This is a genomic window from Stenotrophomonas sp. YJH_SMC_120 (genome assembly GCF_059368675.1).
Genome location: NZ_JCAFRY010000030.1, coordinates 1 through 24458 on the forward strand (window position 1 = coordinate 1; position 24458 = coordinate 24458).

27 protein-coding genes are annotated in these 24458 nt (G+C 63.6%); 12 read left to right on the forward strand and 15 right to left on the reverse strand.

Annotation, left to right across the window (positions count from 1 at the left end):
• Positions 1-151: 151 nt before the first annotated feature.
• Entirely contained in the window at positions 152-436 is a 285-nt protein-coding gene (locus tag AC5P60_RS20515) for a metal-sensing transcriptional repressor (protein ID WP_483693942.1), read from the reverse strand.
• Between the two features lie 53 nt (positions 437-489).
• Between AC5P60_RS20515 and dmeF the strand changes: the two genes are divergently transcribed.
• Positions 490-1461 (forward strand): CDF family Co(II)/Ni(II) efflux transporter DmeF, encoded by a 972-nt coding sequence (gene dmeF / locus AC5P60_RS20520; protein ID WP_279938986.1) that lies wholly within the window; start codon positions 490-492, stop codon positions 1459-1461.
• Between the two features lie 123 nt (positions 1462-1584).
• Here dmeF and AC5P60_RS20525 read toward each other — a convergent pair whose 3' ends face one another.
• Positions 1585-1869, reverse strand: a complete 285-nt coding sequence (locus AC5P60_RS20525; RefSeq protein ID WP_049454421.1) for a hypothetical protein — start codon at positions 1867-1869, stop codon at positions 1585-1587.
• A gap of 90 nt (positions 1870-1959) precedes the next feature.
• On the opposite strand from AC5P60_RS20525, the gene AC5P60_RS20530 reads away from it, so the two are divergent.
• The 3 genes from AC5P60_RS20530 to AC5P60_RS20540 all read left to right on the forward strand — a co-directional run bounded on the left by AC5P60_RS20530 (position 1960) and on the right by AC5P60_RS20540 (position 3741).
• The gene (locus AC5P60_RS20530) at positions 1960-2376 is read left to right on the forward strand and encodes a hypothetical protein (RefSeq protein ID WP_483693941.1); all 417 of its coding nucleotides are present in this window, start codon (positions 1960-1962) and stop codon (positions 2374-2376) included.
• 69 nt (positions 2377-2445) lie between these two features.
• The gene (locus AC5P60_RS20535) at positions 2446-2769 is read left to right on the forward strand and encodes a hypothetical protein (protein WP_483693940.1); all 324 of its coding nucleotides are present in this window, start codon (positions 2446-2448) and stop codon (positions 2767-2769) included.
• 96 nt (positions 2770-2865) lie between these two features.
• Positions 2866-3741, forward strand: coding sequence for a class I SAM-dependent methyltransferase (locus AC5P60_RS20540; RefSeq protein ID WP_483693939.1), 876 nt, complete (start codon positions 2866-2868; stop codon positions 3739-3741).
• Positions 3742-3744: 3 nt separating this feature from the next.
• Here AC5P60_RS20540 and AC5P60_RS20545 read toward each other — a convergent pair whose 3' ends face one another.
• Positions 3745-4713 carry a polysaccharide deacetylase family protein gene (locus AC5P60_RS20545; protein WP_057503915.1) on the reverse strand — a complete coding sequence of 323 codons (969 nt, stop codon included), beginning with the start codon at positions 4711-4713 and terminating at the stop codon, positions 3745-3747.
• Positions 4714-4783: 70 nt separating this feature from the next.
• Complete coding sequence (locus AC5P60_RS20550) at positions 4784-5443, reverse strand: hypothetical protein (protein WP_257471363.1); 660 nt, start codon at positions 5441-5443, stop codon at positions 4784-4786.
• 133 nt (positions 5444-5576) lie between these two features.
• On the opposite strand from AC5P60_RS20550, the gene AC5P60_RS20555 reads away from it, so the two are divergent.
• Positions 5577-6257, forward strand: a complete 681-nt coding sequence (locus AC5P60_RS20555) for a hypothetical protein (protein WP_483693938.1) — start codon at positions 5577-5579, stop codon at positions 6255-6257.
• 85 nt (positions 6258-6342) lie between these two features.
• On the opposite strand, the gene AC5P60_RS20560 is transcribed toward AC5P60_RS20555, so the two are convergent.
• Both AC5P60_RS20560 and AC5P60_RS20565 read right to left on the reverse strand, forming a co-directional pair.
• Positions 6343-6516: a hypothetical protein gene (locus tag AC5P60_RS20560; protein WP_097048477.1), complete on the reverse strand. Its 174-nt coding sequence runs from the start codon at positions 6514-6516 to the stop codon at positions 6343-6345.
• Positions 6517-6525: 9 nt separating this feature from the next.
• Positions 6526-7338, reverse strand: a complete 813-nt coding sequence (locus AC5P60_RS20565; RefSeq protein WP_149500677.1) for an alpha/beta fold hydrolase — start codon at positions 7336-7338, stop codon at positions 6526-6528.
• Between the two features lie 221 nt (positions 7339-7559).
• Here AC5P60_RS20565 and AC5P60_RS20570 point away from each other — a divergent pair, with 221 nt between their 5' ends.
• Together AC5P60_RS20570 and AC5P60_RS20575 are read left to right on the forward strand one after the other, a co-directional pair.
• Complete coding sequence (locus tag AC5P60_RS20570; RefSeq protein ID WP_111108520.1) at positions 7560-8039, forward strand: YybH family protein; 480 nt, start codon at positions 7560-7562, stop codon at positions 8037-8039.
• A 75-nt stretch (positions 8040-8114) separates the two neighbouring features.
• Entirely contained in the window at positions 8115-8507 is a 393-nt protein-coding gene (locus tag AC5P60_RS20575) for an XVIPCD domain-containing protein (RefSeq protein ID WP_111108521.1), read from the forward strand.
• A 68-nt stretch (positions 8508-8575) separates the two neighbouring features.
• Here the strand turns inward: AC5P60_RS20575 and AC5P60_RS20580 are convergent, their stop codons facing one another.
• The 4 genes from AC5P60_RS20580 to AC5P60_RS20595 form a co-directional block, all read right to left on the reverse strand.
• Positions 8576-9721, reverse strand: coding sequence for a YncE family protein (locus tag AC5P60_RS20580; protein WP_483693936.1), 1146 nt, complete (start codon positions 9719-9721; stop codon positions 8576-8578).
• Positions 9722-9906: 185 nt separating this feature from the next.
• The gene (locus AC5P60_RS20585) at positions 9907-10917 is read right to left on the reverse strand and encodes an XVIPCD domain-containing protein (RefSeq protein ID WP_483693935.1); all 1011 of its coding nucleotides are present in this window, start codon (positions 10915-10917) and stop codon (positions 9907-9909) included.
• 3 nt (positions 10918-10920) lie between these two features.
• Entirely contained in the window at positions 10921-11556 is a 636-nt protein-coding gene (locus tag AC5P60_RS20590) for a hypothetical protein (protein WP_483693934.1), read from the reverse strand.
• Positions 11553-12479 (reverse strand): XVIPCD domain-containing protein, encoded by a 927-nt coding sequence (locus AC5P60_RS20595; RefSeq protein ID WP_483693933.1) that lies wholly within the window; start codon positions 12477-12479, stop codon positions 11553-11555. The genes AC5P60_RS20590 and AC5P60_RS20595 overlap by 4 nt, the downstream gene beginning before the upstream one ends.
• A 214-nt stretch (positions 12480-12693) precedes the next feature.
• Here AC5P60_RS20595 and AC5P60_RS20600 point away from each other — a divergent pair, with 214 nt between their 5' ends.
• A complete protein-coding gene (locus tag AC5P60_RS20600; protein WP_111108524.1) occupies positions 12694-13563 on the forward strand; it encodes a hypothetical protein in 870 nt (289 codons plus the stop codon).
• Between the two features lie 21 nt (positions 13564-13584).
• The gene (locus AC5P60_RS20605; protein ID WP_111108525.1) at positions 13585-14910 is read left to right on the forward strand and encodes an XVIPCD domain-containing protein; all 1326 of its coding nucleotides are present in this window, start codon (positions 13585-13587) and stop codon (positions 14908-14910) included.
• Positions 14911-15032: 122 nt separating this feature from the next.
• Here the strand turns inward: AC5P60_RS20605 and AC5P60_RS20610 are convergent, their stop codons facing one another.
• The 5 genes from AC5P60_RS20610 to AC5P60_RS20630 all read right to left on the reverse strand — a co-directional run bounded on the left by AC5P60_RS20610 (position 15033) and on the right by AC5P60_RS20630 (position 21531).
• A complete protein-coding gene (locus tag AC5P60_RS20610) occupies positions 15033-18377 on the reverse strand; it encodes an XVIPCD domain-containing protein (RefSeq protein WP_483693931.1) in 3345 nt (1114 codons plus the stop codon).
• A 31-nt stretch (positions 18378-18408) separates the two neighbouring features.
• On the reverse strand, positions 18409-19041 hold the full coding sequence (locus AC5P60_RS20615) for a DUF1629 domain-containing protein (RefSeq protein ID WP_111098388.1): 633 nt from the start codon (positions 19039-19041) through the stop codon (positions 18409-18411).
• Between the two features lie 374 nt (positions 19042-19415).
• Positions 19416-20060, reverse strand: coding sequence for an imm11 family protein (locus AC5P60_RS20620; RefSeq protein WP_483693929.1), 645 nt, complete (start codon positions 20058-20060; stop codon positions 19416-19418).
• An 86-nt stretch (positions 20061-20146) separates the two neighbouring features.
• Positions 20147-20788 (reverse strand): DUF1629 domain-containing protein, encoded by a 642-nt coding sequence (locus AC5P60_RS20625; RefSeq protein WP_483693927.1) that lies wholly within the window; start codon positions 20786-20788, stop codon positions 20147-20149.
• A gap of 98 nt (positions 20789-20886) precedes the next feature.
• Positions 20887-21531 (reverse strand): DUF1629 domain-containing protein, encoded by a 645-nt coding sequence (locus AC5P60_RS20630; protein ID WP_483693925.1) that lies wholly within the window; start codon positions 21529-21531, stop codon positions 20887-20889.
• A 170-nt stretch (positions 21532-21701) separates the two neighbouring features.
• Here AC5P60_RS20630 and AC5P60_RS20635 point away from each other — a divergent pair, with 170 nt between their 5' ends.
• From AC5P60_RS20635 to AC5P60_RS20645, 3 genes are all read left to right on the forward strand, one after another.
• A complete protein-coding gene (locus AC5P60_RS20635; RefSeq protein WP_279938967.1) occupies positions 21702-21917 on the forward strand; it encodes a hypothetical protein in 216 nt (71 codons plus the stop codon).
• A gap of 487 nt (positions 21918-22404) precedes the next feature.
• Complete coding sequence (locus AC5P60_RS20640; protein WP_014645738.1) at positions 22405-22773, forward strand: hypothetical protein; 369 nt, start codon at positions 22405-22407, stop codon at positions 22771-22773.
• Between the two features lie 624 nt (positions 22774-23397).
• Positions 23398-24297: an HNH endonuclease gene (locus tag AC5P60_RS20645; protein WP_483693924.1), complete on the forward strand. Its 900-nt coding sequence runs from the start codon at positions 23398-23400 to the stop codon at positions 24295-24297.
• Positions 24298-24458 lie beyond the last annotated feature (161 nt).

Sequence of the window (24458 nt, forward strand, 5' to 3'; positions counted from 1 at the left end):
ACTATGGACGGTCAAACGGGCATTTTTATAGTGGTTCATCCGGGCTCTTTGGGGTCTGGAGAGGTGTGGTAACCACCATTTTCCAAAGATGTCCCGGATGAACAACGTACAGAGAGATCACAACTAACAGTCGACTCTACCGCCCCTCGGCCTATTTGCCGTAGCGGCGCAGCAGCTCGACCAGCACCGCGGCCTCGTCCGCCCGCTGCTGCAGGTCGTCGGCAGCCACCACATGTTCCTGCAGGTGCTCGTGCAGCAGTTCCATCAACAGGCTGTGGGCTGCACCGCGCACGGCGGCGACCTGCACCAGCACGTCCGCGCAGTCGCCCGCCTCGCCCTCGGGCTTGTCCAGCGCCTGCTCCAACGCCGCCACCTGACCCGCGATACGGCGCACCCGGGTCAGCAGCTGCTTTCGATTCTTGTGTACATGGGCCATGACTGGATCATATACCCTATGGGGGTATCCACTCCACCCCCCTTGGTCCCCCCATGCACCTGGACGCCCTCGCCGCCGCCCGCCGCCACGAACACCGCTTCGACGACGGCAATCCGCTGGCCGAACGCAATACCCGCCGCGCCCTGTGGCTGACCGTGGGCATGATGCTGGTGGAGATCATCGGCGGCTGGTGGTTCAACTCCATGGCCGTGCTCGCCGACGGCTGGCACATGAGTTCGCACGCGCTGGCGCTGGGCCTGGCGGTGTTCGCCTACCGCTGCGCGCGCCGCTACGCGCACGACCCGCGCTTCGCCTTCGGCACCTGGAAGATCGAGATCCTGGCCGGCTACACCAGCGCCATCGCCCTGCTCGGCGTCGCCGCGCTGATGGCCGTGCAGTCACTGCAGCGGCTGTGGGCACCGGCGCCGATTCACTACAACGAAGCCATCGCCATCGCTGCGGTAGGCCTGGGCGTGAACCTGCTCTGCGCATGGTGGCTGCACGACGGCCCGGGCCACGCGCATCACCACCACGGGCATGACCATGGCCATCATCACGGGCATGACCACGAACACCACGATCACGGCCATGCGCACGGTCACGACCTCAATCTGCGCTCGGCCTACGTGCACGTGCTAGCCGACGCCGCCACCTCGGTGCTGGCCATCGTCGCCCTGCTCGGCGGCAAGCTGCTGGGCCTGACCTGGCTGGACCCGGTGATGGGCCTGGTCGGCGCCGTGCTGGTCACGGTGTGGGCTGTAGGCCTGCTACGCGACAGCGGCCGCATCCTGCTCGACGCGCAGATGGACGCACCGGTGGTGGCCGAAGTTCGCGAAGTGATCGAACAGGGCCCCTGGCCGGCGCGCCTGGCCGACCTGCACGTCTGGCAGGTCGGTCGCGGCAAGTACGCGGTCAGCGCCAGCGTGGTTACCAGCGACGCCCGTCTGGATGCCGATACCGTGCGCAACGCACTGGCGATCCATGAGGAGCTGGTGCATGTGACGGTGGAGATCCACCGTAGCTGATCCTGCGCGACTGCGGTCGAATCTGTAGAGCCGAGCCCATGCTCGGCTTGCCGTTGCCTTTGCAGCGCCGAGCCATGCTCGGCTGTCGCAGGCCATCAGCCGAGCACGGGCTCGGCTCTACAGTCAGAGCTTCAGCATCATCCGCAGCAGGTACATCAGCAGCGGCAGCGCACTCAGCACCGCACCACCGATGCCGATCCATGGCCAGCGCTCGCCGCGCACGCGCGACGCCACCGCCAGACCGCCGCCCACCAGTGCCGCACCCAGCACGCCCACGCCCAGCCCGGCCGCCATGCCATTGCCGCCTGCGGCCACCGCCGCCTGCGCAGCCAACGTGCCGGCGCCCCAACCCACAGCGATCCCCAGCCAACTGGCCACGCCGCACCACGGTGCCTTGCCCTGCGCCATCCGAAAACCCCTGTGTCCTTGCCGAATTTCTGTACGGGCCGTGCCCGCATGCTGCCTACACTAGCCGCACCTGCCTTGTAGGGACATCCCATGCGCACGCTCCGCCTGCTGCTGCCCGGTGCCCTCCTGCTGCTCACCGCCTGCAGTGGTGACGCCGGGCTTCCGTTCTCCGCTGATCCGCTGCAGGGCTGTTTCGCCACCAGCGCGCGCAAGCAGGCCGATTTCCGCATCGAACGGGAAGGCGGCCAGTACTTCGTCTCCTTCAGCCGCGGCGACCAGTGGCAGCGCGAGCCCAATGCGCTGCACAAGGCCACCCGCAGCGAGATCAGCCGCTACTTCCGCGATGACGCCGAGCAGATCGACAGCGCGTTGATCCGCATGGCCGGTGGCTTCGGCATCTTCCACTTCAACAAGGGCGCGACGTTGAAGGGCAAGGCCAGTGATAGTGACTACATGGCGCTGATGCTGATCGGGGCTGGGCCGGTGTATGCGGTGAAGTGCCCGTAAGACGCAATGATTCTGATGGCGACTCAGGGCACTATGGGCGCATCCTGTCTTCTTTGAGGAGCGATGCCAATGCTGCTGTTTCTGCTGCTTGCGGTAAGCGCGCCGAAGACCCAGGGTGCCTATGACGAAGTCCGGCAGCTGCCCGATGGCCAGATCCTGATCATGCGCACCCTGGACTGGGATCTCGGTGATGGTCGCCACGAGCGCGTTACCGTGCATTGGCTGCTGCAGGAAGACGGTCGCCTGCGCTACGACTTTGATCGGCAGCCACCGGAAACCCAGGACGTCCATCGTCGGTCGTGCGCGCTGCAGGGCATGCAGCCCTCGCGGGGCGTCAACATGATTTCAGGAGAAGGAGCTACACACGGCTACAGCTGCACAAGCCAGCTGTAACGCCGAGCCCACGCTCGGCTCCTGCCGTCTTCATCCACGCATGGCGTGGATCTACAGCAGCAGCCACCCCGGGGCCCCGGTAAAAGCTGCGGTACCATGCCCTCCCCCCGAACCGCCCCGGTACCCGCCGTGCCCCACTACACCGGCCCCCTGCTGACCCGCGACAGCGCCGATACCCTGCGCCGTGCCCATGACAAGGGCGCTGCCGACTGGCAGGGCTCGCTCGACCTCGGCCGCAGCGAGGACAGCGTGGCGCTGGATGCCGACGGCTTCCGCTTCCGTGGCCAGCCCTACCCGTGGCCGGGCAAGCTGAAGGACCGCACGCTGTACTACTGGGACGGCGAGGAATTCGCGCCGATCTCGCGTTACAGCGGTTCGCTGATCAAGCTGGTGCCGACCGAATGGGGCGCACCGACCTTCGAGATCGACGGCATCAAGATGCTGCCGACCTCCAAGCTGTCACCCTTCGAGGATGCGCGCTGCAAGGTCGAGCTGGTCGCCCCGGCCGGCAAGGTGATCCTCGATACCTGTGGTGGCCTGGGCTATTTCGCCGCCTGCGCGTTGGAGGCCGGTGTCGGCCAGATCCGCTCGTTCGAGAAGAATGCCGACGTGATGTGGCTGCGCACGCTCAACCCGTGGTCACCGGATCCGGACTCGGCTGCGGCCGGTGGCCGCCTGCAGTTCAGCCACGGCGATGTCTCGCAGCAGATCGAACAGGTGGCCAGCAACAGTGTCGACGCGATCCTGCACGACCCGCCGCGTTTTGGTATCGCCGGCGAACTGTATTCACAGGTGTTCTACGACCACCTCGCCCGCGTCATCCGCAAGGGCGGCCGGCTGTTCCATTACACCGGCGCGCCGAACAAGCTGACCAGCGGCCGCGACGTGCCACGTGAAGTGGCCAAACGTCTGGAAAAGGCCGGCTTCAAGGCCGAGCTGGCGCTTGACGGTGTGCTGGCCGTCAAGCGCTGAGCCTCACTCCGAATCCACCTTGGCCAGCTTCATCACCCACGCCGGCACCTCGGGTTCACCGGCGTAGAACTCCTTCGGTTTCTTCTCCGCCATCGCCCAGCGGTGCAACCAGCTCGGGCCGTAACGGCCGCTGTAGCCTTCGGCACCACGTGCATAGGCCGGGTCACGCATCGCTTCATCCAGTGAGATGAAGCGATAGCCGCGGCGCTTCGTCGCCGCCACCAGTTCGGCAAACGTGGCTGCATTGAGTTCGTTGGCGTGCATCAGCCAGACCTGTGGCAGCGCGTAGCCCAGCAGTGCCTGCGACTGCTTCTCGTAGTAGTCCAGCTTGTTCAGCATGTACGGCACGTAGCCCTTGCGCAGCTGTGCCAGCGTCGCCTCGCGCGCCGGTGAATCCGGCTGCTCGTTCATCACGTTGGCGTAGGCGAACGCCCACACCCACTCGCCGTTGTCGACCGTCACCGGTGCCACGCGGTAGCCATGCTGCCTGAAGAACGCGTCCATCTCCGCACGTTCTTCCGGCGTGCGCCCGGCACGCAGATAGGGGTGACGCATCCACTGCGGCTTCAGCCCACGCTCGACCAGCAACGGCCGCAGCACCGTCTCGCCACGCAGGAAATCCTGCTGGAACGCAGGTACGCCCTTGGCGTTCAGATCCATGTGCGAGTAGGTGTGGTTGCCGAGCACATAACCGGCGTCCAGCCAGTCGCGCAGCATCTGCACCCGCGCCGGCTGCACCTGCCCGTCGATCTCAAGCTTGTTCCCGTTGACGAAGCCGACCACCGGCACGTCTGCCTGATGCAGCTGCGCCATCAGCGCTTCATGCCGCGACTGCAGGTCCGGCGGAACGATCTGGTCCACCCGCGCCCAGGGCAGGTCGTCGATGGTCACCGCAATCCGGCGATCCACCTCGGCGGCGTGCACCGCCAACGAACACAGCAGCAATGGCACAGCACGCAGCAACCAACGCATCAGCACATCCTTGCAGGAGCGAAGTGCTGACTTTAGCGCGATTGTGGATGCATGGTCGGCCACGCACCCGCTATGGGCTGCGCGACTGCACCTGACGCTCGCGCACGATCGCCCGCCACAGCATGAATCCCGCAGCCATCGCCATCAGCATCAACGCGACCAGCACCAGGGCAAGGTCATCGGGATTGCGCAGCAGCGGCGCGTGCTCGCGGGTGAGGATGCCGAATACCACCTGCTGCGCCTGTGCCAGCGGCAGCCGGCCCTGCTCGCCCAGTTCCACCAGGCACGCCGCTGGGGACAGTTTGGCTACGCTGATCCACGCCATGTCGTACAGATGCAATGCCCTGACGGCCAGCGCCAGGATCGCGGCGTGCAGCGCCATCACCCCCCAGTTGGCGCGTCGCAGGCGTTCCGACAAGCGGCCCAGGCGGTAGACACTGATCGACATCGCGCCCAGCAGCGCCAGTGCCACGCCTGCCATCGGAATCCACTGCAACGGTTGCCATGGTGCAAGCGCAGTGGACCGCGCCAGCAGCTGTTCGGCCACCTGCATGCGCGCGACCGGGTCGGGCCCGCCGCATGCATCATCCACCGGCTCCAGCAGCAGTCCCACGCGGTAGTGGAAGAAGCCGGCTGCAAGGGCTACCGCCAGCAGCGCCACCACCTGCAGTGCCAGCAGGATCGGACCAGGACCACAGATACGACAGAAGCGGGTAGCGGCAGAGACCATCGGTTCATCCGTGACAACAAAGGACCATCCTAACCAAGCGCCCTGTGCTTGTCGGCTGGCGGATACGACAACCGTCGCGTGGTCCCGGTAGGATGTGGATGAGCATGGATGGTCGTATGTAGAGGTGTTGTGGATGGTCACGCTGTATCTGTGGGTGAGAACGCTGCTTCCGCTGCTGGCATTCGTGATCGCGTGGATGCTGCTGTCGCGCCTGATCAAGGCCCGCGTAGCGCGTCTTCCACGGGTTCCCTTGAACCTGCCCGAGCACAGCACCAGCCCGCGCCGGAAGGACCGGCGCATCTACGCACGCAAACTGCGGCGCAGACCGGGCCTGCGCACCGCAACGCGCCCGGCCACCGCGCCGCGCAGCTGGAACCTCGCGACGGTGTTCGTCTCGTTCTCCGCATTGATCGCCACCGTGCTGGTCATGCCGGATGGCGCGCGCTTCCAGGTGATGGTCGAGAGCCTCACTGGCTACCCGGCCACGATTGCAGAAGTACATGTTCCCGCTGCCGGGCAGCCCCTCGTGCTGCAGGCGTGGCAGCCCGCACTGGCGCAGCTGTCGCGGCCGGTAGCGATGCGCGACCCGATCGGGCGCACCGGCGGCGAGCACGACGCGCACGCCACGCTTCCGGTGCAGGTGAGGCATCAGGGTGATCGGCTGCAGGTGGCTGCGGCACTGCCGGTGGATGCCGAACGGCTGCGTGCAGAGCTTGCACGCCTGGCGGGAATACCGGTTGAGGCAATCACGGTTCGACAGACGAAGGTTGCGCCGTGGCGGGAATCGGGTTGGATGCCGGTGGCCGAACGGTAGAGCCGAGCCCATGCTCGGCTGCTGTTGCCCGTCTCCCAAAGGCACGCGCTGCGCGCGCAAGCCGAGCACGGCTCGGCTCTACAGGTCAGGATCCCCGCGGCAGCTTCGCGGCCCACATGTTGTCGACCAGGTTCGGGTAACGCCGTCCATTCTCTTCCGCCCGCTGTCGCGCCGCCTCTTTCTGCGCAGGCGACAGCGGCTGCGAGGTCTGGCCCTTGGGGTTGGGCTTCTTCCACGGGGGTGTCTTCGGCTCACGCATGGCCGCAGCTTACCGCTTCAGGAAGTTCAGCAGCGCCAGATTGAAGTGGTCCGCATGGCTGGTGTTGCAGCCGTGTGGCGCGCCTTCCAGGATCACCACTTCACTGCCCGCAATGGCCCGGTGCGTGCGCTGGCCAGAACCTTCAAACGGCACGATGGCATCGCTGTCACCGTGCAGGATCAGGGTTGGCACTGTGATCTTCTTCAGATCGTCGCGGAAGTCGGTAGTCGCGAACGCGTGCATGCAACCCAGCGCCGCCGTCTGGTCGGATTGATGGCACAGCGCGATGGCCGCCTGACGCGTCTCTTCGGTCACCATCAACTGGCCGTTGGCGCTGAAGAAATCGCGGGTGAAGCCATCGAAGAACGCCTCGCGATCCTTCTCCAGACCGCTGCGCATTTCGTCAGCCTTGTCCTGGGTCAGCGGGCCGTCCGGGTTGTCGTCGCTGCGTAGCAGGAACGGCGGTACGGCTGCTGCAAACACCACGCTATGCAGGCGCTCCTGCCCGTGGTTGGCCACATACCGCGCCACCTCACCGCCGCCCATCGAGAAGCCGACCAGGGTGACGTCGCGCAGGTCACGTTCCTCGATCACCCCGGCCAGATCCGCCGCCAGCGTGTCGTAGTCGTAGCCCTCGGCGGGCTTGTCGGAACGGCCGAAGCCGCGCCGGTCGTAGCTGATCACCCGGTGTTGGGCGTCGCGGAGGATCGACACCTGCGTCTTCCATGCATCGGCGGACAGCGGCCAACCGTGAATCAGAATGACCGGTCGGCCGTCGCCACCGGTGTCTTCAACGTGCAGGCGGACGCGGGAAGCAGGCATGGAACCTCCTATGGAAGGGGAGGATTTCAGCCTATGGACCCGCCCCTATCGAGACCGTGATGGAATCGCCGGTCGCCATGACATCCCCTGCACAGGCGACGCCACCCGGCCAATCCATAGATGCGGGCATTCACTCCCTGGAAATCCCGTTTCGTCGCAGGGCCGCTGCGGCCCTCGGAGCGCCGTGCGAGCCTGCATGAATCCCGCCCTGGAGCCTCGCCATGCTGCTGCTCACCCTGCCCCTGCTGGCCGCCGGCCTCGCCGCCGCACCCGCGCCCTCCGATGACCTGCGCGAGCAGATCCGCCAGGCCGACACCCAGCTGTTCGCCGTCGCCTTCGAGTCCTGCGATGCCGACAAGGCCGCCGCGATGACCACCGAAGACATGGAGTTCTTCCATGACAAGGATGGCAAGTCGGCCAGCAGCCGCGAGGACTTCCGCCGCAGCGTGGCCAACATGTGCAGCAATGCGCGCAAGGGCGGCTGGAGCCTGCGCCGCGAGCGGGTGGAGCCTTCGTTGCAGGTGTTCCCGCTACACGACGAGCGGGCGCTGGAAATCGGCGACCACCGTTTCCATGAACGCGGCAAGGACGGCGTGGAGCGCTGGGTGGGCCAGGCCCGCTTCATCCAGGTCTGGCGCCGCGTGGACGGGCGCTGGTTGGCCGAGCGGGTGATCAGCTACGACCATCGGCCGGCAGACTGACCCCTCGGGCGCACTTCACGGGTCGGATCTATACTTGGTGGGTCACCCCCGACCCACCGCTACCGTTCGATCGCCATGGCAGAGATCACCCCTAACCACCCTGACTACGGCCTCAACCAGCAGATCCGCCAGGGCGTGGCCGCACTGGATGCCCAGCACGGCCGTGCGTTCGACCAGACCAGCGAACGCCTGACCGCCAGCCTGACCGTGCTGGCCCGCGAGCAGGGCCTGCAGCAGGTCGACCACGTGCTGGTCAGCAACGCCACGGCCCAGCACCCTGCCGGGCACAACGTCTTCGTCGTGCAGGGCGACCCGGCCAATCCGGCGCACCTGCGGGCGATGATGCCGACCGCAGTGGCTGCGCAGACGCCGGTGGAGCAGTCGATGCAGAAGCTGGGGCTGGGTGTGCAGCAGCAGGTCGAAACCCAAGCGCAGGAAATGCAGAATCCCGCGCCGCGGCTGGGGTAAACGCTGCGACATGAAAAAGGGGCAGCGCGTTGCGCCCTGCCCCTGCGTTTACAGCCTGTGCACCGCTGTTACAGCTGGATACGCGCCACGCTCTCGTCAGCGCCCTTGTCATCCTTCTCGCCGTTCTTGATGCTCACGAACAGCACGTTGTTCTTCGAATCCAGCGCCAGGCTGTTCGGATGGGTCGGCACGGTGTAGGTGGCCACCTTCTGGTAGCTGTCACTGTTGTACGCCGTCACCGTACCGGCTTCGCGGTTGGTCACGTACAGGCGCTTGCGCGGTGCATCCAGCAGGATGCCCAGAGGACCGGCATCAGTCGGGATGCTGGCCAGTTCCTTGCCGGTGCTGCGGTCCAGCACCAGCACGCGCTGGCCCGGATGCTTGCTGACCAGGCCGCTGCTCTTGGCCTGGTAGCCACGCAGGAATTCCGAGCCCTGGTCGGTTACGAACAGGCGCTTGCCGGCCGGGTCCAGCGCGATGTTCATCGGCTGCTCGGCAGCGATCCTGTGCTGCGCCACCACCTTGTTCGAATCGGTGCCCACCACCACCAGGTCGGCCAGCAGGTTGCTGGTGTAGACGCGCTTGTTGGCCGCATCCAGCGCCAGGCCCGGCGCCTTGGCATTGCCCAGGCCGCCGATGGTGTTGATCACCTTCAGCGTGGTGGTATCGATCACGAACAGCACGCTGCTCACGTCCGGCTGGCTGCTGTGGCCGGTCACGTACAGGCGGTTGGCCGCGCTGTCGACCACCAGTTCGCGCAGGTCGTGGGTGTAGACGGCCTTGCCGTCCTTGCCGGTCTTCTTCTCCATCAGCTGGATGGTGCCGACGGCCTTGTTCTGCGCGGTGTCGACCACGGTCACCGACAGGTCCACGGTGTTGCCCACGTACAGGCGGTTGTGGGCGTCATCCAGCACCACGCCGAAGGCTTTGCGCTCCAGCGGAATGCGGGTTTCCACGGCCAGCGTGGCCGGGTTCAGGCGCAGCACCTGGGCCGGGCCGGCGTCATCGCCGAAGCCACCGGACGAGGCTACGAACACGGCGTTCTGCTTCGGGCTGTAGGCCAGCTCGTACAGGCCCTTGGCCACGGCCTGGCGCTGCACGGCAGTGGTGGCGCTGGCGGCGGGTGCGTTGTCGGCGAATGCGGAGGGCGCGCCGAGGCTGAGCGAAACGGCCACGGCCAGGGCGGCCGAGCGGAAGAGAGGATTACGGAACATGCGAGCGTCCTTGAATGGGCACGGGAGGGTGTCCTGGCTCGCTGGGCCGTTCTACGACGGCCCGACCTGCATCTGTCTGCGCGGGGTGGGCTGGCTGGGGTTGCGGGGGAATGGTAGCAGGTGGGGGGCGTGGCGTGCGCCGGCACGGGCATGGCCGACGCTCGACCTCGATGCTGCGCCCGCCGCTATGCCATCCGTGGGCCGTGGCTCTGCTGAAGCTGCTGCTCCTCCTGCAGGCGCTGCGCGTCTCGCTGCGGCTCGTTCTGCTGCAACTGCGCGACGCGATCGAACGAGGCCTCCACCGGTGCCTGCGCAGCCAACTCCGCCGGCATGCTGGCGCGCTGGTGTGCCGGGTCACTGCGGTCCCCCTGCACGATGAACAGCTTCGGTGCGGTATCACCGCGCTGCTCGCCCAGCACCACTTCGTCCACGCGCGAGAACTGCTGCTCCTTCGACAGCGCGAGCAGGCTGGCACTGACATTGCCGTTGCGTGCACCGAAAGCGCCGAGGTCGGCCACCTGCTGGTGAATCTGGTTGAGGCGGGCATGATCGTCGTGCGTCGGGTCTGCGGGCGTGCCGCTTGCCGCGAGGGTGCTGTTGCCGCGCCACTGCTCACCGTTCTCGGTGAACATCCACTCGCGGAAGGTCTGCTTCGGCATCGGGTTCCACTGCACCTTGTCCAGCTCGCTGTCCTTCACCTGCTGCGGAATGGCGTTGACCGCGCGGATGTTGTCCAGAACCCTGGTAGCGCCCTCATAGTTGCTGATCTCCCCGGCCAGCCCGACCGGGCGCAGGCCTGCGTGGTTCAGGGCACCCCATGCGAAATCGGTGCACGCGTTGGAGAAGAAGTCGTATTCCATGTCGAAGCCGTGCTTCTTCGGGTCTGCCGAGAACTCGAGGATGCGGTCGTACTGCTCCTTGCTGATCTCGATCGTGCGCTCGAAGCGGGGCTTGTCGTAGACCCGCAGATCCGTGTCATCGACTTTGCCCAGCGAGGGATTCGCACGGTCATTCCCCATCGTGAATCCCCTGCTCACGGGTACCGGGTCATTTGATCGCGCCAGCGAAAGAAACATGTGCCCGGCAAATGACGGATCCAACAATCTCTTCTGGCCCGCGTCGCCCACATCGACTCTCGGCGTGCCCGGTGCGGCGAGATGAATCGTGACCGTATAGCGCTCTGCTTCCTTGCTCATGTCTTACTTCCCTAGCGATTGATATCCAACAATAAGTTCGGCTTGGAGCCCTTCCAGCTGCGGGCGGTCCTCCATCAGGTCGACTGTCAACCGATACCGGCCCGGCTCCAGCCAACCGACCTGCGCGAACTGAAGCACCTGATACAGCATCTCATCCGAGTGCAAACCGGCCTCGATCAGTGCGTTGTCATCCAAGCTTGTATCAGCCAGATATCGCACAACCTCATCTTCTGGAATTCTCTGTGAGTCGCGCCCATCGGGAGTGCTCTGCCAGAGCTGTACAAGACCAGGTGCGCCGCCATCGATCCGCTCCAGGCGCAATCGCGTGGGTGGCCTTCCCAGCCTGATCTTCTCCCACACGTCCAGCAACGAGCGCCCGTCGGTATCCTGCAGCCGCAACCCCATGTTCAGGATCGGAATGGCCGGCTTCTGGGGCGCCGGCAAATCAAACGTGACCTCGGCAATCCGACCGGCCTTCTGCAACTGCACGGCCCGCGTGAACGGCACAACCGTGCGCGCCTCGGCCTGTGCGCGCGTCAGCAGGGGCGGCGCAACCTCAGGCGCTGGTGACGCACGGCATGCCGCCAGCGCGCCCAGCACCGCCAGTACCACCGCCCCCCGCCGCAGTGGCCGCGTCATTGCTCCTTCAACCGCAGCGAATCGGCCACATCGGTCTTGGCCGCCACCTCGGTGGCGATGCTGGCGCGGCGGTGCCCTGGGTCATTGCGGTCGCCCTGCACGATGAAGATGCTCTCCGCCGCATGGCTGCTCTTGGTCGGCTGGCTGAGCAGCACGTGGTCCACGCGCGAGAGATTGTTCTGCTTGGCCAGCACCAGCAGGCTGGCGCTGATGCGCTGGCTGGCCGCATCGAACGGGCGGCCATGCGCGGCATCCAGTTCGGCCACTTTCTGGATCAGCTGCGAGAACAGGCGGTGGTCCGGATGCGAGGGGTCCAGCAGCGTGCCGGCCACTTCAATCGGCGTCGGCGGCGGCTCATCGCTGGCACGGTCGCCCTGGCGATGATGTTCGGCCTCGCGCTCGGGCATCGCGTGGTGGGTTTCGGCATTCAGATCGCTGCCCGGGAACGGCGCGGCAATGCACTGGATTTCCGGCAGGTTGAACAGCACCGCGAACTCGCCCAGGTTGCTGCCGCCATCCAGCGGTGCCGGCAGCGGATGCAGGCTGGCGTAATGCAGCGCCGCCCAGACGAAATCGCTGCAGCGGTTGATGGTGGCCGGGCGATCGACATCGAATTCGAACTCGGCCGGCTCCTCGGCGAAATCACGCAGGCAGCCGTAGTGCTCCTCGGTGATTTCCAGGGTGCGGCTGTAGTACGGGTCCAGGTGCTCGTCGGCATCATCGTGGCGCACCTGTGCGTACTGCACGCCAGTGCGGGTTTCGCCCGGCGCGTGGCCCGGTGGCGCGAAGCCGTAGCTGTGGGCCTCGTCGCCCGCGGCCACCTGAAGGTACATATGGCCGCGCGGCGAGACCCCTCCACTTTTCAGCGGGGTGCCGGGTGCGGCCAGATAAAGGGTTGCGGTGTAGCGTGTTGCCTGCTCCATGCCTGTTCAGCCTTGATGGGTGCTGCGGTCCTGAGCGGATGATGGCATAGGTGGGATGGCGGGCAGGTGGAGGAATAGAGGCGACCGATCGCGGCTTGCTGAATATGTGAGCCAGCATGCAGCAATGACCCCGCGGTGGCTGCGGTCTCGGCTGCGACTGGAGCTTGCCATTCCACCGTTCTATAGTCGTTTCGATCATGCAAGGGAATCGCCTATGAGCAGAGCACCGGCTTGCCGGCTTGCCTCCTTCGCCCTGGTGGCAGTGCTGAGCACCACCGCCTGCGCGAAGGCCCCATCCACGGAAAAGGACCCGAACGGAACCCCCATGTCCGAAAGCGCAACCAGCCCACGTACGGTGGGCGGACAGACCTACACGACGCACCCGGTAGAGGCTCGGCTTGGCCCGCACCGCTTCATGTTCCCGGCCAACTTCTACTACAACCAGACGGGCCCCTTGGCCGATGGGGGCGTCATGCTCACTCTGTTCTGGCCTGATTTCGATGCAGCTCCTCCTGGTGATCGCCCGGTGCGCAGCACGCAGGACAGCCGGCGGCAGATACTGGTCGAGCTTAGGTACATCGATCGCGTTCCCATCCAGAACTATCTGGCGCGTCGGTCCAGTAGTGAAGCCACCAGCGCGCCGGGATCACTGGAACGAAGGGACCCGGTAGAGAACCTTGCGCTGCGCGTTGCACAACCCGAGCGCTGGGGTCTGACGCCGTATGCGATTGACCCATCGTTGATGGAAGCCTATGCAAAGGAGTCAGAGGCTGCGCTGGGCAGGCCTTACGTGCATAACCCGGGGATGGAGCCAGACTGGTATGTGGCCCGCTCGGCGGAGGGGCAACTGACAACGTTCATCAGCTGCGACCCGGCAGACCGCATTCCTGACGGACTTGTAGTTCAGGGAAAGACACTTGAACGCGCCGGCGAAGGCCAGATCGCAATGTGCCGCCATTCCATCGTGGACGTCGGCGATAGCATTGCCATCGAGATGAACTATGCACGCGTCATGCTGAGCGACTGGCAGGGCCTGGAAGCCAGCGTGCGTGATCTTCTGAGCCGCTATCGCGTTCAGCCGTAAACCGCATCTCAAGGATGAATCATGAGCGGACTTACCGATAAGGACATTCGTGTCCTGTCCTCCTACGCGAAGGAGGGAAATCGCGAGCTGTACTGGAACTATCTCGCGCAGCTTCCCGACAATGATGGCTACGGCCTGCTTGCGTTGGGTGTTGTGCGCAACGACAGCCTCCCCGGCCGGGTGGCCAACAGCTTTGCAAGCGCCGTTGCCGAGCAACAGGCCACACTGTTCGGCAACGAGAAGAACGTAGCGTTCACCGAACGCAGGCAAGAAACCTTCGGCCAGGATCTGATCAGGAACGACCTGGCGGAGCGCAAAAGTTGGATGGAGGCCGGCAGGCCTGATCTGGCACTCAACCTGCCCTATACGAGCACGCTCAAATCCCACGATGTTTCGTTCGAAAAGAACGACCTCAATGTGAACTGCTGGACGCCACGCTTGCTGCTGGTGTCCACGGAGCACAAACGCGGTGAGCAGGCAGCCGAAAAGGTCTGGCAGAACATGCTCGACAACAGCGCTGCCGGCGCATTCCGTGCTGGCAAGACGGCCGTCAGCGTGCACCTGGATATGCCGCAGCCCGCTGGACATTTCTACTTCGTTGAGCTGAGCAAGTTCGAGGGCGCAGCACTCCTGCAGCGCGACGCCGTAGATCCGAACGTGATTGGCACCAAGTTCGACTATCACAGCTACGACCCCAAAGACGGCAGCTGGAACCGCACAGTGGGCGTTCCCCCACTCGATAGAACAACCAAAGAGACCGATCCCGCCGAGATTTCCGCGTTGAATGAGACCCGCGAGGTTCGCTTGGAACGCGAGGCCAAGGCGAAGCAGTTTCATCCTGAAGATCCCTACAGAGAGATCGCCAAGAGCCCGCGCGTGGTGTCGACGCAGGAGCCCGAGCCTCTCTTTACGGAAGGACGCCGCGTCGCGGCGATGGAACCAGGCAGCCCGGACCACGCGCTTCACCAGCAGATTCGCCAGGGCGTCGCTGCACTGGACGAGATGCACGGCCGCCCCTTCGACGCGACCAGTGAGAACCTCGCCGCCAGCCTGACAGTGAAGGCACGCGAGCAGGGTCTGGAACAGGTGGACCATGTGGTGCTGAGCAACGCCACGGCCAATCAGCCGGCGGGTCACACCATCTTTGTTGTACAAGGCGACCTATCCGACCCTGCCCACCTGCGTGCAGGCATGCCCACTGCCGTGGCGGCACAAACGCCGGTGTCTGAGTCGCTGCAGCAACTGGCCGTGGTGGGCGATCAGCGCGAGCTCGCCCGCCAGAATGCGCAGCAGGCGCTGGATGCACGTACGCAGGAACAGCAGAGCCACGCCATGCGCATGGGCTGATCGCCCGGAGGGAGGCGGCCTCCTCCCTCCGGGCCAGAGATCGCAGTCCCTGAGACCTTCCCAGGCCAGGGGTGCGTGTGAGCTTCGTGCCCACGACTGAAGTATCCTGGTTTGGGAGCTCCTCACATGTTCGCCGCACGAATCTGTATCTCGTGCTGCACCCGCTGATCTTCCAGCTGCTGATCCATCTGATTCGCAAGCGCACGCTGATGCGCTTCACGGCTGACAGAGTCGAACTGTTGCAGTGACTCTTCAACTGATGTCTGCGCCGCCAGCTCAGTCGGCATCGCAGCGCGCTGATGCGCCGGATTGCTTGGCTCGCCCTGCACCACGAACAGCGTGTGCCCAGCCGGGTGTTCGTGCGTGGCATTGCTCACCAGCACATGGTCCACCCGTTCCAGGTCGTTGTCCTTGGCCAGCACCAGAAGGCTGGCCGTCATGCGTTCGCTGACTTCGTCGAAGCTGCGGCCGTGCTTGGCGTCCAGCGCTTCCACGCCCTCGCGGATCTGCTGATACAGCGCGTGATCGGGGTGGCCGGGCTGCGTGGGGTCCTGCAGCGCCCGGTTCGAGCCCGATGCCTCATCCGGTGCGGGCGCGGCTGGCTCGGGGCTTGGCACTATCGTGGGCGCGGCAGGAACCGTGACAGCCGCAGTGACGGGCCGGAAGTCATCCGATGGAGCCGGTTCGGGCTCTGGCACGTGTTGTGCCGCTTCCTGCTCCAAAGGCCATGGATCGCGCGCAGGCTCAGCAGGCAGCGGCTCCTTGAACGGCACCGGCTCGACCTCCTGCCCTGCCATGTCCTGCTTTGGAGTGGGCGCAACCGCAGGCATCGGGGCCATCTTCTCCGGTTCCGCTGCCTGCTCTGTGCGCTGCGTGGGCACCGTCTGCGTTGCCGCTGCCAGAGGCGCGGCAGAGTGTGGCGTCGCACGCTCGGATTCGACCGGGTGCGCCTGCATCGGCCCAGCGGGCTCCGGCGTCTGTGAGGCGGTACGGTTTTCGGTGGGCGCCTCGCTGTTTGGATGGGGCTGAGGTTGGGGCTCCGCCTCACGCCGCGGCGGATCGCGCTGCTCGGCGTGCCGCTGAGGCGCGGGCTTGTCCTGTGCCGCAGGCGTAGGCGGTGGCGTGACCGCTACCGCGGGCGGCGCCGCCACAACCGTCGCAGGCGCGATGGGTTGCGCAGTCGCCGGCTCTTCAGGCCGCACTTCCACGTTTCCATCCTGCTCGGATGGCTTGTCGCCATGTGCCACCTGCGCGGCTGCTCGTGCAGCCTGCCCTGCATCCACCTGCGCAGCACCCAGCCGATTGGCTTCCTGCAGTGCCTGCCGGTACGCCTCCTCCTCACCCGCCGACAGTGCAGCAATGCGCAGCTCGGGCGAGTCCGGCAACGGCGCCTGCTCATTGGCACGCGCGCGCACCTCATTCCATGCGGCCTGCAACTCCTGCGTGCTGGTGGTCGCGACGGCACGCGCCACGCCATCCTGACCCACTTGGTAATGGGTGATGGGCCGGGACGCGCCCGCGTTGCCCTCGGCTACAGGCCCCAGTTCCTGCAGCGTGGGACCCGTAATGCCGTGCTGCTCGCGCGTGCGCGCCGTGGCCAAGGCAATGGCCTGCTCCCACGCCGGGGTCAGCGCAACACCCGCAGCGTAGTAGCTGTGACGCAGCTCGTTCTGGTTCACTTCCGCCGCCGACGGCAGCGGCCGCGATTCCAATGCGGCAATGGTCTGGTTGAACTGATCGAGCGACGGCTGCTGGATGGTGCGGGTCAGCTCCAGCTCCAGCGCCATGTTCCCCTGTGCGTTCTGGCCAGCATGGCTCCATTGTCCTGCTTCATCGCGCTGATAAAGATGGCTGTCGGAGCCCTGGATGGCGTCGGGCTTGGCACGGGCCTGCTCTACCGCTTCCGGCACCAGCGGCACGAAGTCACTTGCCCGTGTAGCAGCTCGGGTCTCCAGATAGCTGGCGGCAATGGCGGCCTTGCCGTTGGCGATGTTGTTCTCGATGCGTTGCACCGCCTCGCGATTCAACTCGTTGGCGCGCTCAGGGCTGGCGGTCTGCGTCTCATACACACCCCGGTCGTTGGCACCGGACACGCCAATCTTGACCTGCCGCGTCCACTGTTCAGTCTGTGCATCGCGGTACCAGTTGGGATTGTCCAGACGGCCCTCGCCGTCCTTCGCCGGGATGCTGAAAGGATCCTGCGGCGGCATTGCCTTGCCCAGCGCCAGCTCTACCGCCTTTACGTGGGCGTATGCGCCCAGCTCGCGGGCCTTCTCGTAACTGGCGCCCACACTGCGCTCAGCCGGATTGCCCAGGCCGTCGCCCGCGCTGTCCATGACCGCTTGGCGCTGCCAGTTGCGGCCATCGAACTGCCATGTGACATCGGCCTTGTCGGTCTGCCGGTAGACGGCGCGGTTGTCGAGCAGATCGGCGCCCTTGTCGAATGCCTTGCTCATCAGCAGCGCATCGCCCGCGACGATAGCCGCAGGGACGAAGCTGGACGTGCCGATCACCGACGCGGTAGCCATACCACCGACCCAGCCACCGCCGTTGCGCGCCAGAGCGTGGGTGAGCTCGGACTGGGCGGCGGTGCCGTTGCCTTCTTCCAGCAGCTGTGAGGTGCGGCGGGCGGTGATGACGGCATCGGCGCCGGAGGCAAGCAGGCCACCGGAGCGGATCAGTTGGCTGGTGGAGGCTTCGCCGAGGAGGAGGTCCAATGTCGCACCGCCTTGCTGCGAGCGCGGGCTGCGAATGCGATGCCCGGCCTCCTCGCCGAGCACGCGCTCGACCGTCTGGATACCCGGCTCTGTCAGAACAACTCGGCCACCGTGGTGGGCATTGGAAATCGCAAGCGACAGGCCGCTTCGCTGCAACTCAATGTTTCCACCGCGAGTCAGTGGCTTGGCGTCATACTCGATTCTATTGAGCGTAGTCACAATACCACTTTCGGAATGAGTGACAGCCACCCAGCCAAGGTCGACCCCGGTGAAACCTTTCAAGGCTTGGATCTGAGCGATATGCCTTTGGTGGTACTCAGGAACGCCGTCAAAAAAATCCCGGATTCGTTTGTTCGTGATCGCAGGCGTGCTTCCCAGCGGAGTATTCGTGTTGAGATCGCCGTTGATCAACCCGACCTTGACGGTGTCTCGCAATGCTTCTACACGTGCCATGACTCTATCGAGGGCGTCAGAGTCATTCAGCAGCGCGGCCTTACCGTCTCGCGTTCTCTGAATCTCGTTCAAGCGCCGAATCATTCCGTTCTGGTATTCACCCAACGGTCCGCCACTGTGAGGCGTAATGCCCATCGCATCTGCATAGGCAGGGTTTGCGGGGAGGAATAGCCGGTTCTCTTGGGCGTGAATATTGAATCGCCCGGCCTCCTGCAGCTTTGCGAGCAATGGGCTGTGCCTCAGCGTCTGCTGCTCAATCGCGTGATGGTCCTGCAAATGAGTGGAATGTCCAGCCACAAATCCTCCTTGACTCAAGCATCGCCTGGTCTCAGCAGTTCACCGCGTCATAGAACCACAGACCGTTGGACGTACCGCTGGCGATCAGTCCCGCGGCTTCGACCGCCTCCTTGAAAGTGCGGTCGCAGAAGACACCTTCGTAGTAAGGGAGCCGGAATACGTGAGCATCGCCGATGACCTCCCGCTTGAACGCCAAGCGGACGTCGCCAGTCAGATCGTAGTATTTCCCCTCTTCATAGTCGTCACTCACGATGATCTTCAGCTGGGATGCTGCCTCATCCAAGGCATCAATGGTTCTGATGACATCGCAAAGGAAATAAGGGCCACCCATTGCTCCATCAGCGAGTCGATAGTCAGTCTCCCTGAACGCAAAAGCTCCTGGGTCCACGGCCGCCATCACCTCCCGGAGACGCCCGGAAACGAGCCAATAGCCGCTCATCCCAGCTTCAAGATCCTCCGGTGGCCACCCTTCGCTTGGGTAATACACCAGGCGCGGGGTCTCGCGCAGAGGCGGGAAGCCCCCCTGATCGGGACGCAAGAGGAAATTTGGAGGGGTCTTCAAGGAAGACTCGTTCTCAAAAACGACGCCATGCCCTTTGCCGCGCCGTCGGGCATCTGGGCGCAACTCGAAGAACTCGCCCTTCTTTGGGAGATTCGAAGTCATTGCTTGCCTCACCTCAGAATCAATCTAAATAAGCGTGCCAAGAGCTTATCAGAGGGTGCCAACCTTCCATGCCCTCCTCGAGTCATGCCCGAGCGCTCACAGCCTGAAGTCCTCTCCGCCGACATAGCGCACTACTGCTGCTCTCCAATTCCTCTGGCCGCTCTGAAGTCCCGATGCGGCCTGCCTCTTACCGCCCTGCCTTCAACTCAAGTACTGAATAGGCATGGCTGTTTTTTAGCCCGTTCTGCACCGGCAAGCAATCGGACAAAAATGAAATCGATCTTAAGTTCGACTACCGATCCCGTTCCATGAGACGCGCCGCAGCCATCTTCAATTTTGACATGCGGATTATGCTTAGACTGACGCGCGCCATGTCAGACATTGGCCGCGTCCTTGAACCTGAGGCCACGCGTTTCACACTCGCTTCCAATTCCCGCAGCGCGTATGGCATCCCGGAACACGCGATCGCAGTAGACAAGATCGCCGGAGTACGGGCTCCTGAAGACATGACTGTCCCCGATTACGTCCCTCTTGAATGCCAAGCTTGCTCCGCCACGAAGGTCGTAGAACTTTCCGCCCGGATAGCCCTCATCGACGATGACCCGGAACTTCGATGCTTCCTCATCGACGGCATCCAGCTCGCGAGCAACCTCGCACAGGTGGTACGTTGGGCCCTCTGTACCGTCCGGAAGCACGTAATCACACTCCACGAACTCAAAGGCGACGGGATCTATATCGGTGAAGGCCATCTTGAGGCGCTCTGATACCAACCAGTAGCCACTCATTCCTCCTTCGAGGTCCTGCGGTGGATCCCCCAGCTTTGGTTCGAGAACCAGACGCGGTCTCTGCGACAGAGGAGGGAAACCACCTTCTTCAGGGCGGATGATCAGCCTGGGTGGCGTCAGCAGTGCGCCTTCATTCTCGATCTCAACGCCATGCCCTCTTCCCCTTCGAGTCGTGTCGGGCATCAGCAGATAGAATTCACCAGGCACAGGCTGATTACGTTTTAACGTGGGCATATGCTTGTTTCTCTCCAAATTTAGGCATGTACCGTACTCCGCACACTTGCAGCATAGGTCGCGAGGTTGGCGCCGGTGGGGCCGACTCAGCAGTTCACCACATCTTCAAACCAGAGCCCGTTGGATCTCCTCGCTGTGACGATGCCGGCCGCTTCCACCGAATCCTTGAACGTTCGGCCGCAGAGAACCCCGCCATGGAACGGCAATCTGAACACGTGAGCCGGACCCAGCACTTCGCGTTTGAACGCCAGCCGGATATCACCGGTCAGGCAGTAGTATTTCCCTGCCGTGTACTCATCGCTGATCACGATGTCGAGCTGGGAGGCTTCCTCATCCAAGGCATCCAGCGTGCGGACTACGTCGCAAAGGAGGTAGGTTGGCCCCTTTGAACCGTCTTCCAAGCGGTAGTCGGTATCAGCGAAAGCGAACGCGTTAGGGTCGATCTCTTCCATGACCTGACGCAAACGCTCGGAGACCAGCCAATAGCCGCTCAACCCGCCTTCCAGATCCTGTGGAGGGACACCCTGCCGCTCCCGATAGACCAAGCGCGGGGTTTCACGCAGTGGTGGGAAGCCACCGGCTTCGGGTAAGAGGAGTAGCCTGGGAGTCGCAAGCAACGCGCCCTCGTTATCAAAGACCACCCCGTGCCCCTTCCCTCTACGGGTAGCATCCGGTCGTAGCTTGAAGAACTCGCCCTTGCGCGGCCGATGGGTGCAGGTTGATCCCATGCTTGTCATCTCACGCTGAGAATGTGAATCGAAGTCGCTCGTAAGCAGTTGAAGCGAATCCAGAAGGCGCCCAAGGGTCCGATCCTCAGAGCTCTGACTCAGATGCTGGCCGCGTCGGTGAACCAGAGGCCCCGGGATACGCGCGGCCCACCGATTCCAGCGTTCCACACAGCGTCGCGGAGCTCTCTGTCGCAGAAGACGAGGTTTCCCGAGTAAGGCGTCCGGAATATTCTGGCTTGACCGATGACCCGCTTGCGGAACGCCAGACTGGCTCCGCCCCTTAGGTCGTAGAACTTCCCACCTCGATAGCCTGCGTCAGTGATGATCCGAAGTTCCGAGGCTTCTTCGTCCACCGCATCGAGCTCACGGGTAACATCGCACAGGAAGTACCGCGGCCCCCTGGATCCGTCGGCAAGGCGGTAGTCACACTCCAAAAACTCGAAGCCAACTGGATCTACAGAGACAAGAGCGTCGCGTAATCGTTCGGATACCATCCAATAGCCGCTCATGCCCCCCTCCAGATCCTCTGGGAGGCTCCCCTTCTTTGCCGAGTAGACCAGCAACGGCTTCTCCGCCATGGGGGGAAATCCCCCTTCTTCTGGTCGCAGAATCAGACGAGGCGGGATGCGCAGCCGCTTCGCGTTCTCGAACACAATGCCGTGCCCCTTTCCCCCGCGCGTGGTATCAGGCATCAGGAGGAAGTACTCGCCAGGAACAGGCTGGTTCGACTTCAATGCTTCCATGCTCTTTCGCCTTCTTTAGCTATGATGCGCCGTAGCGAGTCTGCCCCGTTCTACCCCGACCTTGCGCCTCGTGCAATCAGATCACTGCGAGATTCGGAACCTGGTCAAGCATGCGTGCCACGTCTTGAGACGCGCTCCAGCCATCCTCCCTTTCCCCTCTGGAGGATGACATGACCAAGATCGACCCCGCATGGCTGGAAGCCTTCGACAAGGAGCTCCTCCACCTGTTCGCCATCGACCACCGCGATGCTGGCATGGATGAGTACCTGCTGGGCTGCTACGCAGACCTTCCGCCTCGCGAAGCAGCACTGGCGTTCGGCAGCGACTACGACCTGGAGCGCGACGATGCGCTGTGGCCTCGGCCGGGCGTGGCGCTGCAAAGTTAAGTTGTGTCGCAATCGGCACGCTGCGCGAATGGGCCCTGTGGGCTACGTGTCGCTTTTGGGATCCCGAACAGCTGCAAACCGTGCTTTTCAATGCGCATTCGGGCGGTAACTTAACACCGGCCGAAACCACTGCACCGCAAGGGTTCTGCCACGCGCGCCCCATGCAACAATGCTGTAAGCGTCAGCATTTGCGGCCTCTGCGGCCTACGGTTTCTTGGCATCTCGCAGTCATGCGAGTACACCTTGGCGTGCCACCTCGCACTAGGTGGCGCGGGACTCGAAAACCCGTCTGAATACCCAGTGCTTTGCGCTTGCCAGTCGGCGTCATCCTCGGATGGCGCCGGCTGGCAATCCGTTCGCGATCCATGGCGGGCGGTGCGTGGGGGTCCTCGGACCCGCCGGATTGGGTATTCACCGGTTTTCGAGACACGCACCGTCCGCCGCCTTTATCGGTGGCGTTGCTATCTGTCCTGTACGGAGCATTGCCATGAACACATCGGACTTCCGTTCCCTGCACGCGCAGTACGATCCGGACAACGCCGAACCCGAGCGCGAACCGTCCGTCGATCCCAACGCCTTCGTCGCCACGCTGCACCGCATCGGAACCGGTGCGGCTGCGGATGGCCAGCCTTGGCCGGAGCGGCATCAACTGCCTGGACGCTGCCTTCAGCTGGCGGATGCGGATTGCGCGCTGGCGGGTCTGCGTGTGGTGGCGGAGCTGATGCTGGCTGCGGAGCGGACTCGGCAGAATGGCGCGCCCGAGGAATACCTCGGGGATCGAGTTATGGAAGGGTTGAAGATGGCGTGTGTGGCGTTGACTGCGCAGGCTATTGAGCGGCTGCAGGTTCGGGAGTAGAGCGCACCTCGCTGCGCACATCGAATGCAATGCACGGATCGTATGCACGGTCCGAAGCATTCGCCGCTATCTGAGCCTTTAGCCTCTAACACTAGCCTCACTATGCCGAGCCGGACTTTGCTTGCCCTGACGACGGCAGCGCTATTGGGATTGATCATTGGAGGGACGTACGCGCCGGCCACCGCAATGCGTTTTGAGAACTACCCGAGACTCACCGACTCGGAGTTTGCCTTGTTCCAGGCCGACGCCGAGAACTTCGCCCAAGCGTTGGCCTGCCAGGGCGTCACCATCGGAAAGCATGATTCCAGTAGACGCTTCTTTGATATGAGCGTACTTGGCGATGTCATTCTGCTCGTGGACAACTCTGGGGCAAGTCTTCAGATAGTCACCATGTCTACGGTCGCAAGCGATGCAATAGAGCTGGAGCGCTGGAAAGATGGTTGGGGCTCACCAGAGAGACGCAGGAGGAACTTGAGCGCACCTGAGAACAGCTGCCCTAGGTCTACGTCCCAATAGCCCTCCATCTGCCCCCTCTCCTAGCAGCCAAACGCGTCAATCAATGGCACAAGGAACCTGGTTCTGGCTAGAATCCTGGGCAATTAGCTTTCAGGAAAGGGATCTAGTATGGAACTCCCATTCGAGGTGGGCGCGCTCTACAACCGTCAAAAGCAGATCCACGGTGTATTTGGCGGGCAACAGCAGGGCGGCATTTCGACACCCAAGGAGCATCCGCTAGTCATCGCGTTCACTGGCGAGGCCGGCGTGTCTCACGGCTACCATGACTTTTGGGACGACGACGAAGTCTTTCATTACTTCGGCGAGGGTCAAGTCGGAGACATGAAGTATGTGGCGGGCAACCGAGCGATCGGCGAGCACGTCAGAGATGGCAAGACGCTCGTAGTGTTTCAGATGATGGGCAAGGGGCGGCCCTACCGATACCTTGGTAGGTTCATGTGCCAGTCCTCCTACGTTCAACCTGGCACGCCAGATCGAGAAGGGCAGCTTAGATCTGCGATCGTGTTCCGCTTGAGATCACTGGAGGCCTCACTGGGCCTGGCGGCAAGTGAAACGGAACAAGCTGAGATCGATGCTGCGTTAGATGACGTCGGTGCGACGAACGCGATGCGCGCAACCGAAGTGCGGACGAAGCAACGCCTGTTCCGTGAGCGCCTGATCGGCATTGAAAAGGGTTGTCGGCTGACCGGCATCGAGGACCTTAGATTCCTCCGCGCGAGCCATATCAAGCCATGGGCAGATAGTACTCATTGCGAACGCGTTGATGGGGAGAACGGCCTACTACTTGCTCCACATGCGGATCTTCTGTTTGATCGCGGTTGGATTAGTTTCTCGTCGAGCGGTCGCCTGCTCGTTTCGAATGACCTTCCCTTCGAGGTGCGAGATCGGCTCGGCCTGAAGCTGGATACACCACTTCGACATAGAAATTTCTCACCGAAGCAACTTGGCTTCTTGGAGTTCCACCGAGACGCCATTTTTAATAGGCCATCCCCATCAGACTCCCCATAGTATTGACTGCTAAAATTCCTGTAAGGACCCAACGATTTCTGCTCAGGCCACGGGGTTGCTATAGCGGCATAGGCCGCATTCGCGGTTATCAACTTCAGGGCCTGATAAGGGGCGCTCGCATCGCTCGCGTACATCCTAGGGCTAGGCGCGTAGGGCATTGG

Coding starts and splice junctions, on each gene's coding strand:
- AC5P60_RS20515 (WP_483693942.1), bottom strand. CDS start 436: ATGGCCCATGTACACAAGAATCGAAAGCAGCTGCTGACCCGGGTGCGC.
- dmeF (WP_279938986.1), top strand. CDS start 490: ATGCACCTGGACGCCCTCGCCGCCGCCCGCCGCCACGAACACCGCTTC.
- AC5P60_RS20525 (WP_049454421.1), bottom strand. CDS start 1,869: ATGGCGCAGGGCAAGGCACCGTGGTGCGGCGTGGCCAGTTGGCTGGGG.
- AC5P60_RS20530 (WP_483693941.1), top strand. CDS start 1,960: ATGCGCACGCTCCGCCTGCTGCTGCCCGGTGCCCTCCTGCTGCTCACC.
- AC5P60_RS20535 (WP_483693940.1), top strand. CDS start 2,446: ATGCTGCTGTTTCTGCTGCTTGCGGTAAGCGCGCCGAAGACCCAGGGT.
- AC5P60_RS20540 (WP_483693939.1), top strand. CDS start 2,866: ATGCCCTCCCCCCGAACCGCCCCGGTACCCGCCGTGCCCCACTACACC.
- AC5P60_RS20545 (WP_057503915.1), bottom strand. CDS start 4,713: ATGCGTTGGTTGCTGCGTGCTGTGCCATTGCTGCTGTGTTCGTTGGCG.
- AC5P60_RS20550 (WP_257471363.1), bottom strand. CDS start 5,443: ATGGTCTCTGCCGCTACCCGCTTCTGTCGTATCTGTGGTCCTGGTCCG.
- AC5P60_RS20555 (WP_483693938.1), top strand. CDS start 5,577: ATGGTCACGCTGTATCTGTGGGTGAGAACGCTGCTTCCGCTGCTGGCA.
- AC5P60_RS20560 (WP_097048477.1), bottom strand. CDS start 6,516: ATGCGTGAGCCGAAGACACCCCCGTGGAAGAAGCCCAACCCCAAGGGC.
- AC5P60_RS20565 (WP_149500677.1), bottom strand. CDS start 7,338: ATGCCTGCTTCCCGCGTCCGCCTGCACGTTGAAGACACCGGTGGCGAC.
- AC5P60_RS20570 (WP_111108520.1), top strand. CDS start 7,560: ATGCTGCTGCTCACCCTGCCCCTGCTGGCCGCCGGCCTCGCCGCCGCA.
- AC5P60_RS20575 (WP_111108521.1), top strand. CDS start 8,115: ATGGCAGAGATCACCCCTAACCACCCTGACTACGGCCTCAACCAGCAG.
- AC5P60_RS20580 (WP_483693936.1), bottom strand. CDS start 9,721: ATGTTCCGTAATCCTCTCTTCCGCTCGGCCGCCCTGGCCGTGGCCGTT.
- AC5P60_RS20585 (WP_483693935.1), bottom strand. CDS start 10,917: ATGAGCAAGGAAGCAGAGCGCTATACGGTCACGATTCATCTCGCCGCA.
- AC5P60_RS20590 (WP_483693934.1), bottom strand. CDS start 11,556: ATGACGCGGCCACTGCGGCGGGGGGCGGTGGTACTGGCGGTGCTGGGC.
- AC5P60_RS20595 (WP_483693933.1), bottom strand. CDS start 12,479: ATGGAGCAGGCAACACGCTACACCGCAACCCTTTATCTGGCCGCACCC.
- AC5P60_RS20600 (WP_111108524.1), top strand. CDS start 12,694: ATGAGCAGAGCACCGGCTTGCCGGCTTGCCTCCTTCGCCCTGGTGGCA.
- AC5P60_RS20605 (WP_111108525.1), top strand. CDS start 13,585: ATGAGCGGACTTACCGATAAGGACATTCGTGTCCTGTCCTCCTACGCG.
- AC5P60_RS20615 (WP_111098388.1), bottom strand. CDS start 19,041: ATGACTTCGAATCTCCCAAAGAAGGGCGAGTTCTTCGAGTTGCGCCCA.
- AC5P60_RS20620 (WP_483693929.1), bottom strand. CDS start 20,060: ATGCCCACGTTAAAACGTAATCAGCCTGTGCCTGGTGAATTCTATCTG.
- AC5P60_RS20625 (WP_483693927.1), bottom strand. CDS start 20,788: ATGGGATCAACCTGCACCCATCGGCCGCGCAAGGGCGAGTTCTTCAAG.
- AC5P60_RS20630 (WP_483693925.1), bottom strand. CDS start 21,531: ATGGAAGCATTGAAGTCGAACCAGCCTGTTCCTGGCGAGTACTTCCTC.
- AC5P60_RS20635 (WP_279938967.1), top strand. CDS start 21,702: ATGACCAAGATCGACCCCGCATGGCTGGAAGCCTTCGACAAGGAGCTC.
- AC5P60_RS20640 (WP_014645738.1), top strand. CDS start 22,405: ATGAACACATCGGACTTCCGTTCCCTGCACGCGCAGTACGATCCGGAC.
- AC5P60_RS20645 (WP_483693924.1), top strand. CDS start 23,398: ATGGAACTCCCATTCGAGGTGGGCGCGCTCTACAACCGTCAAAAGCAG.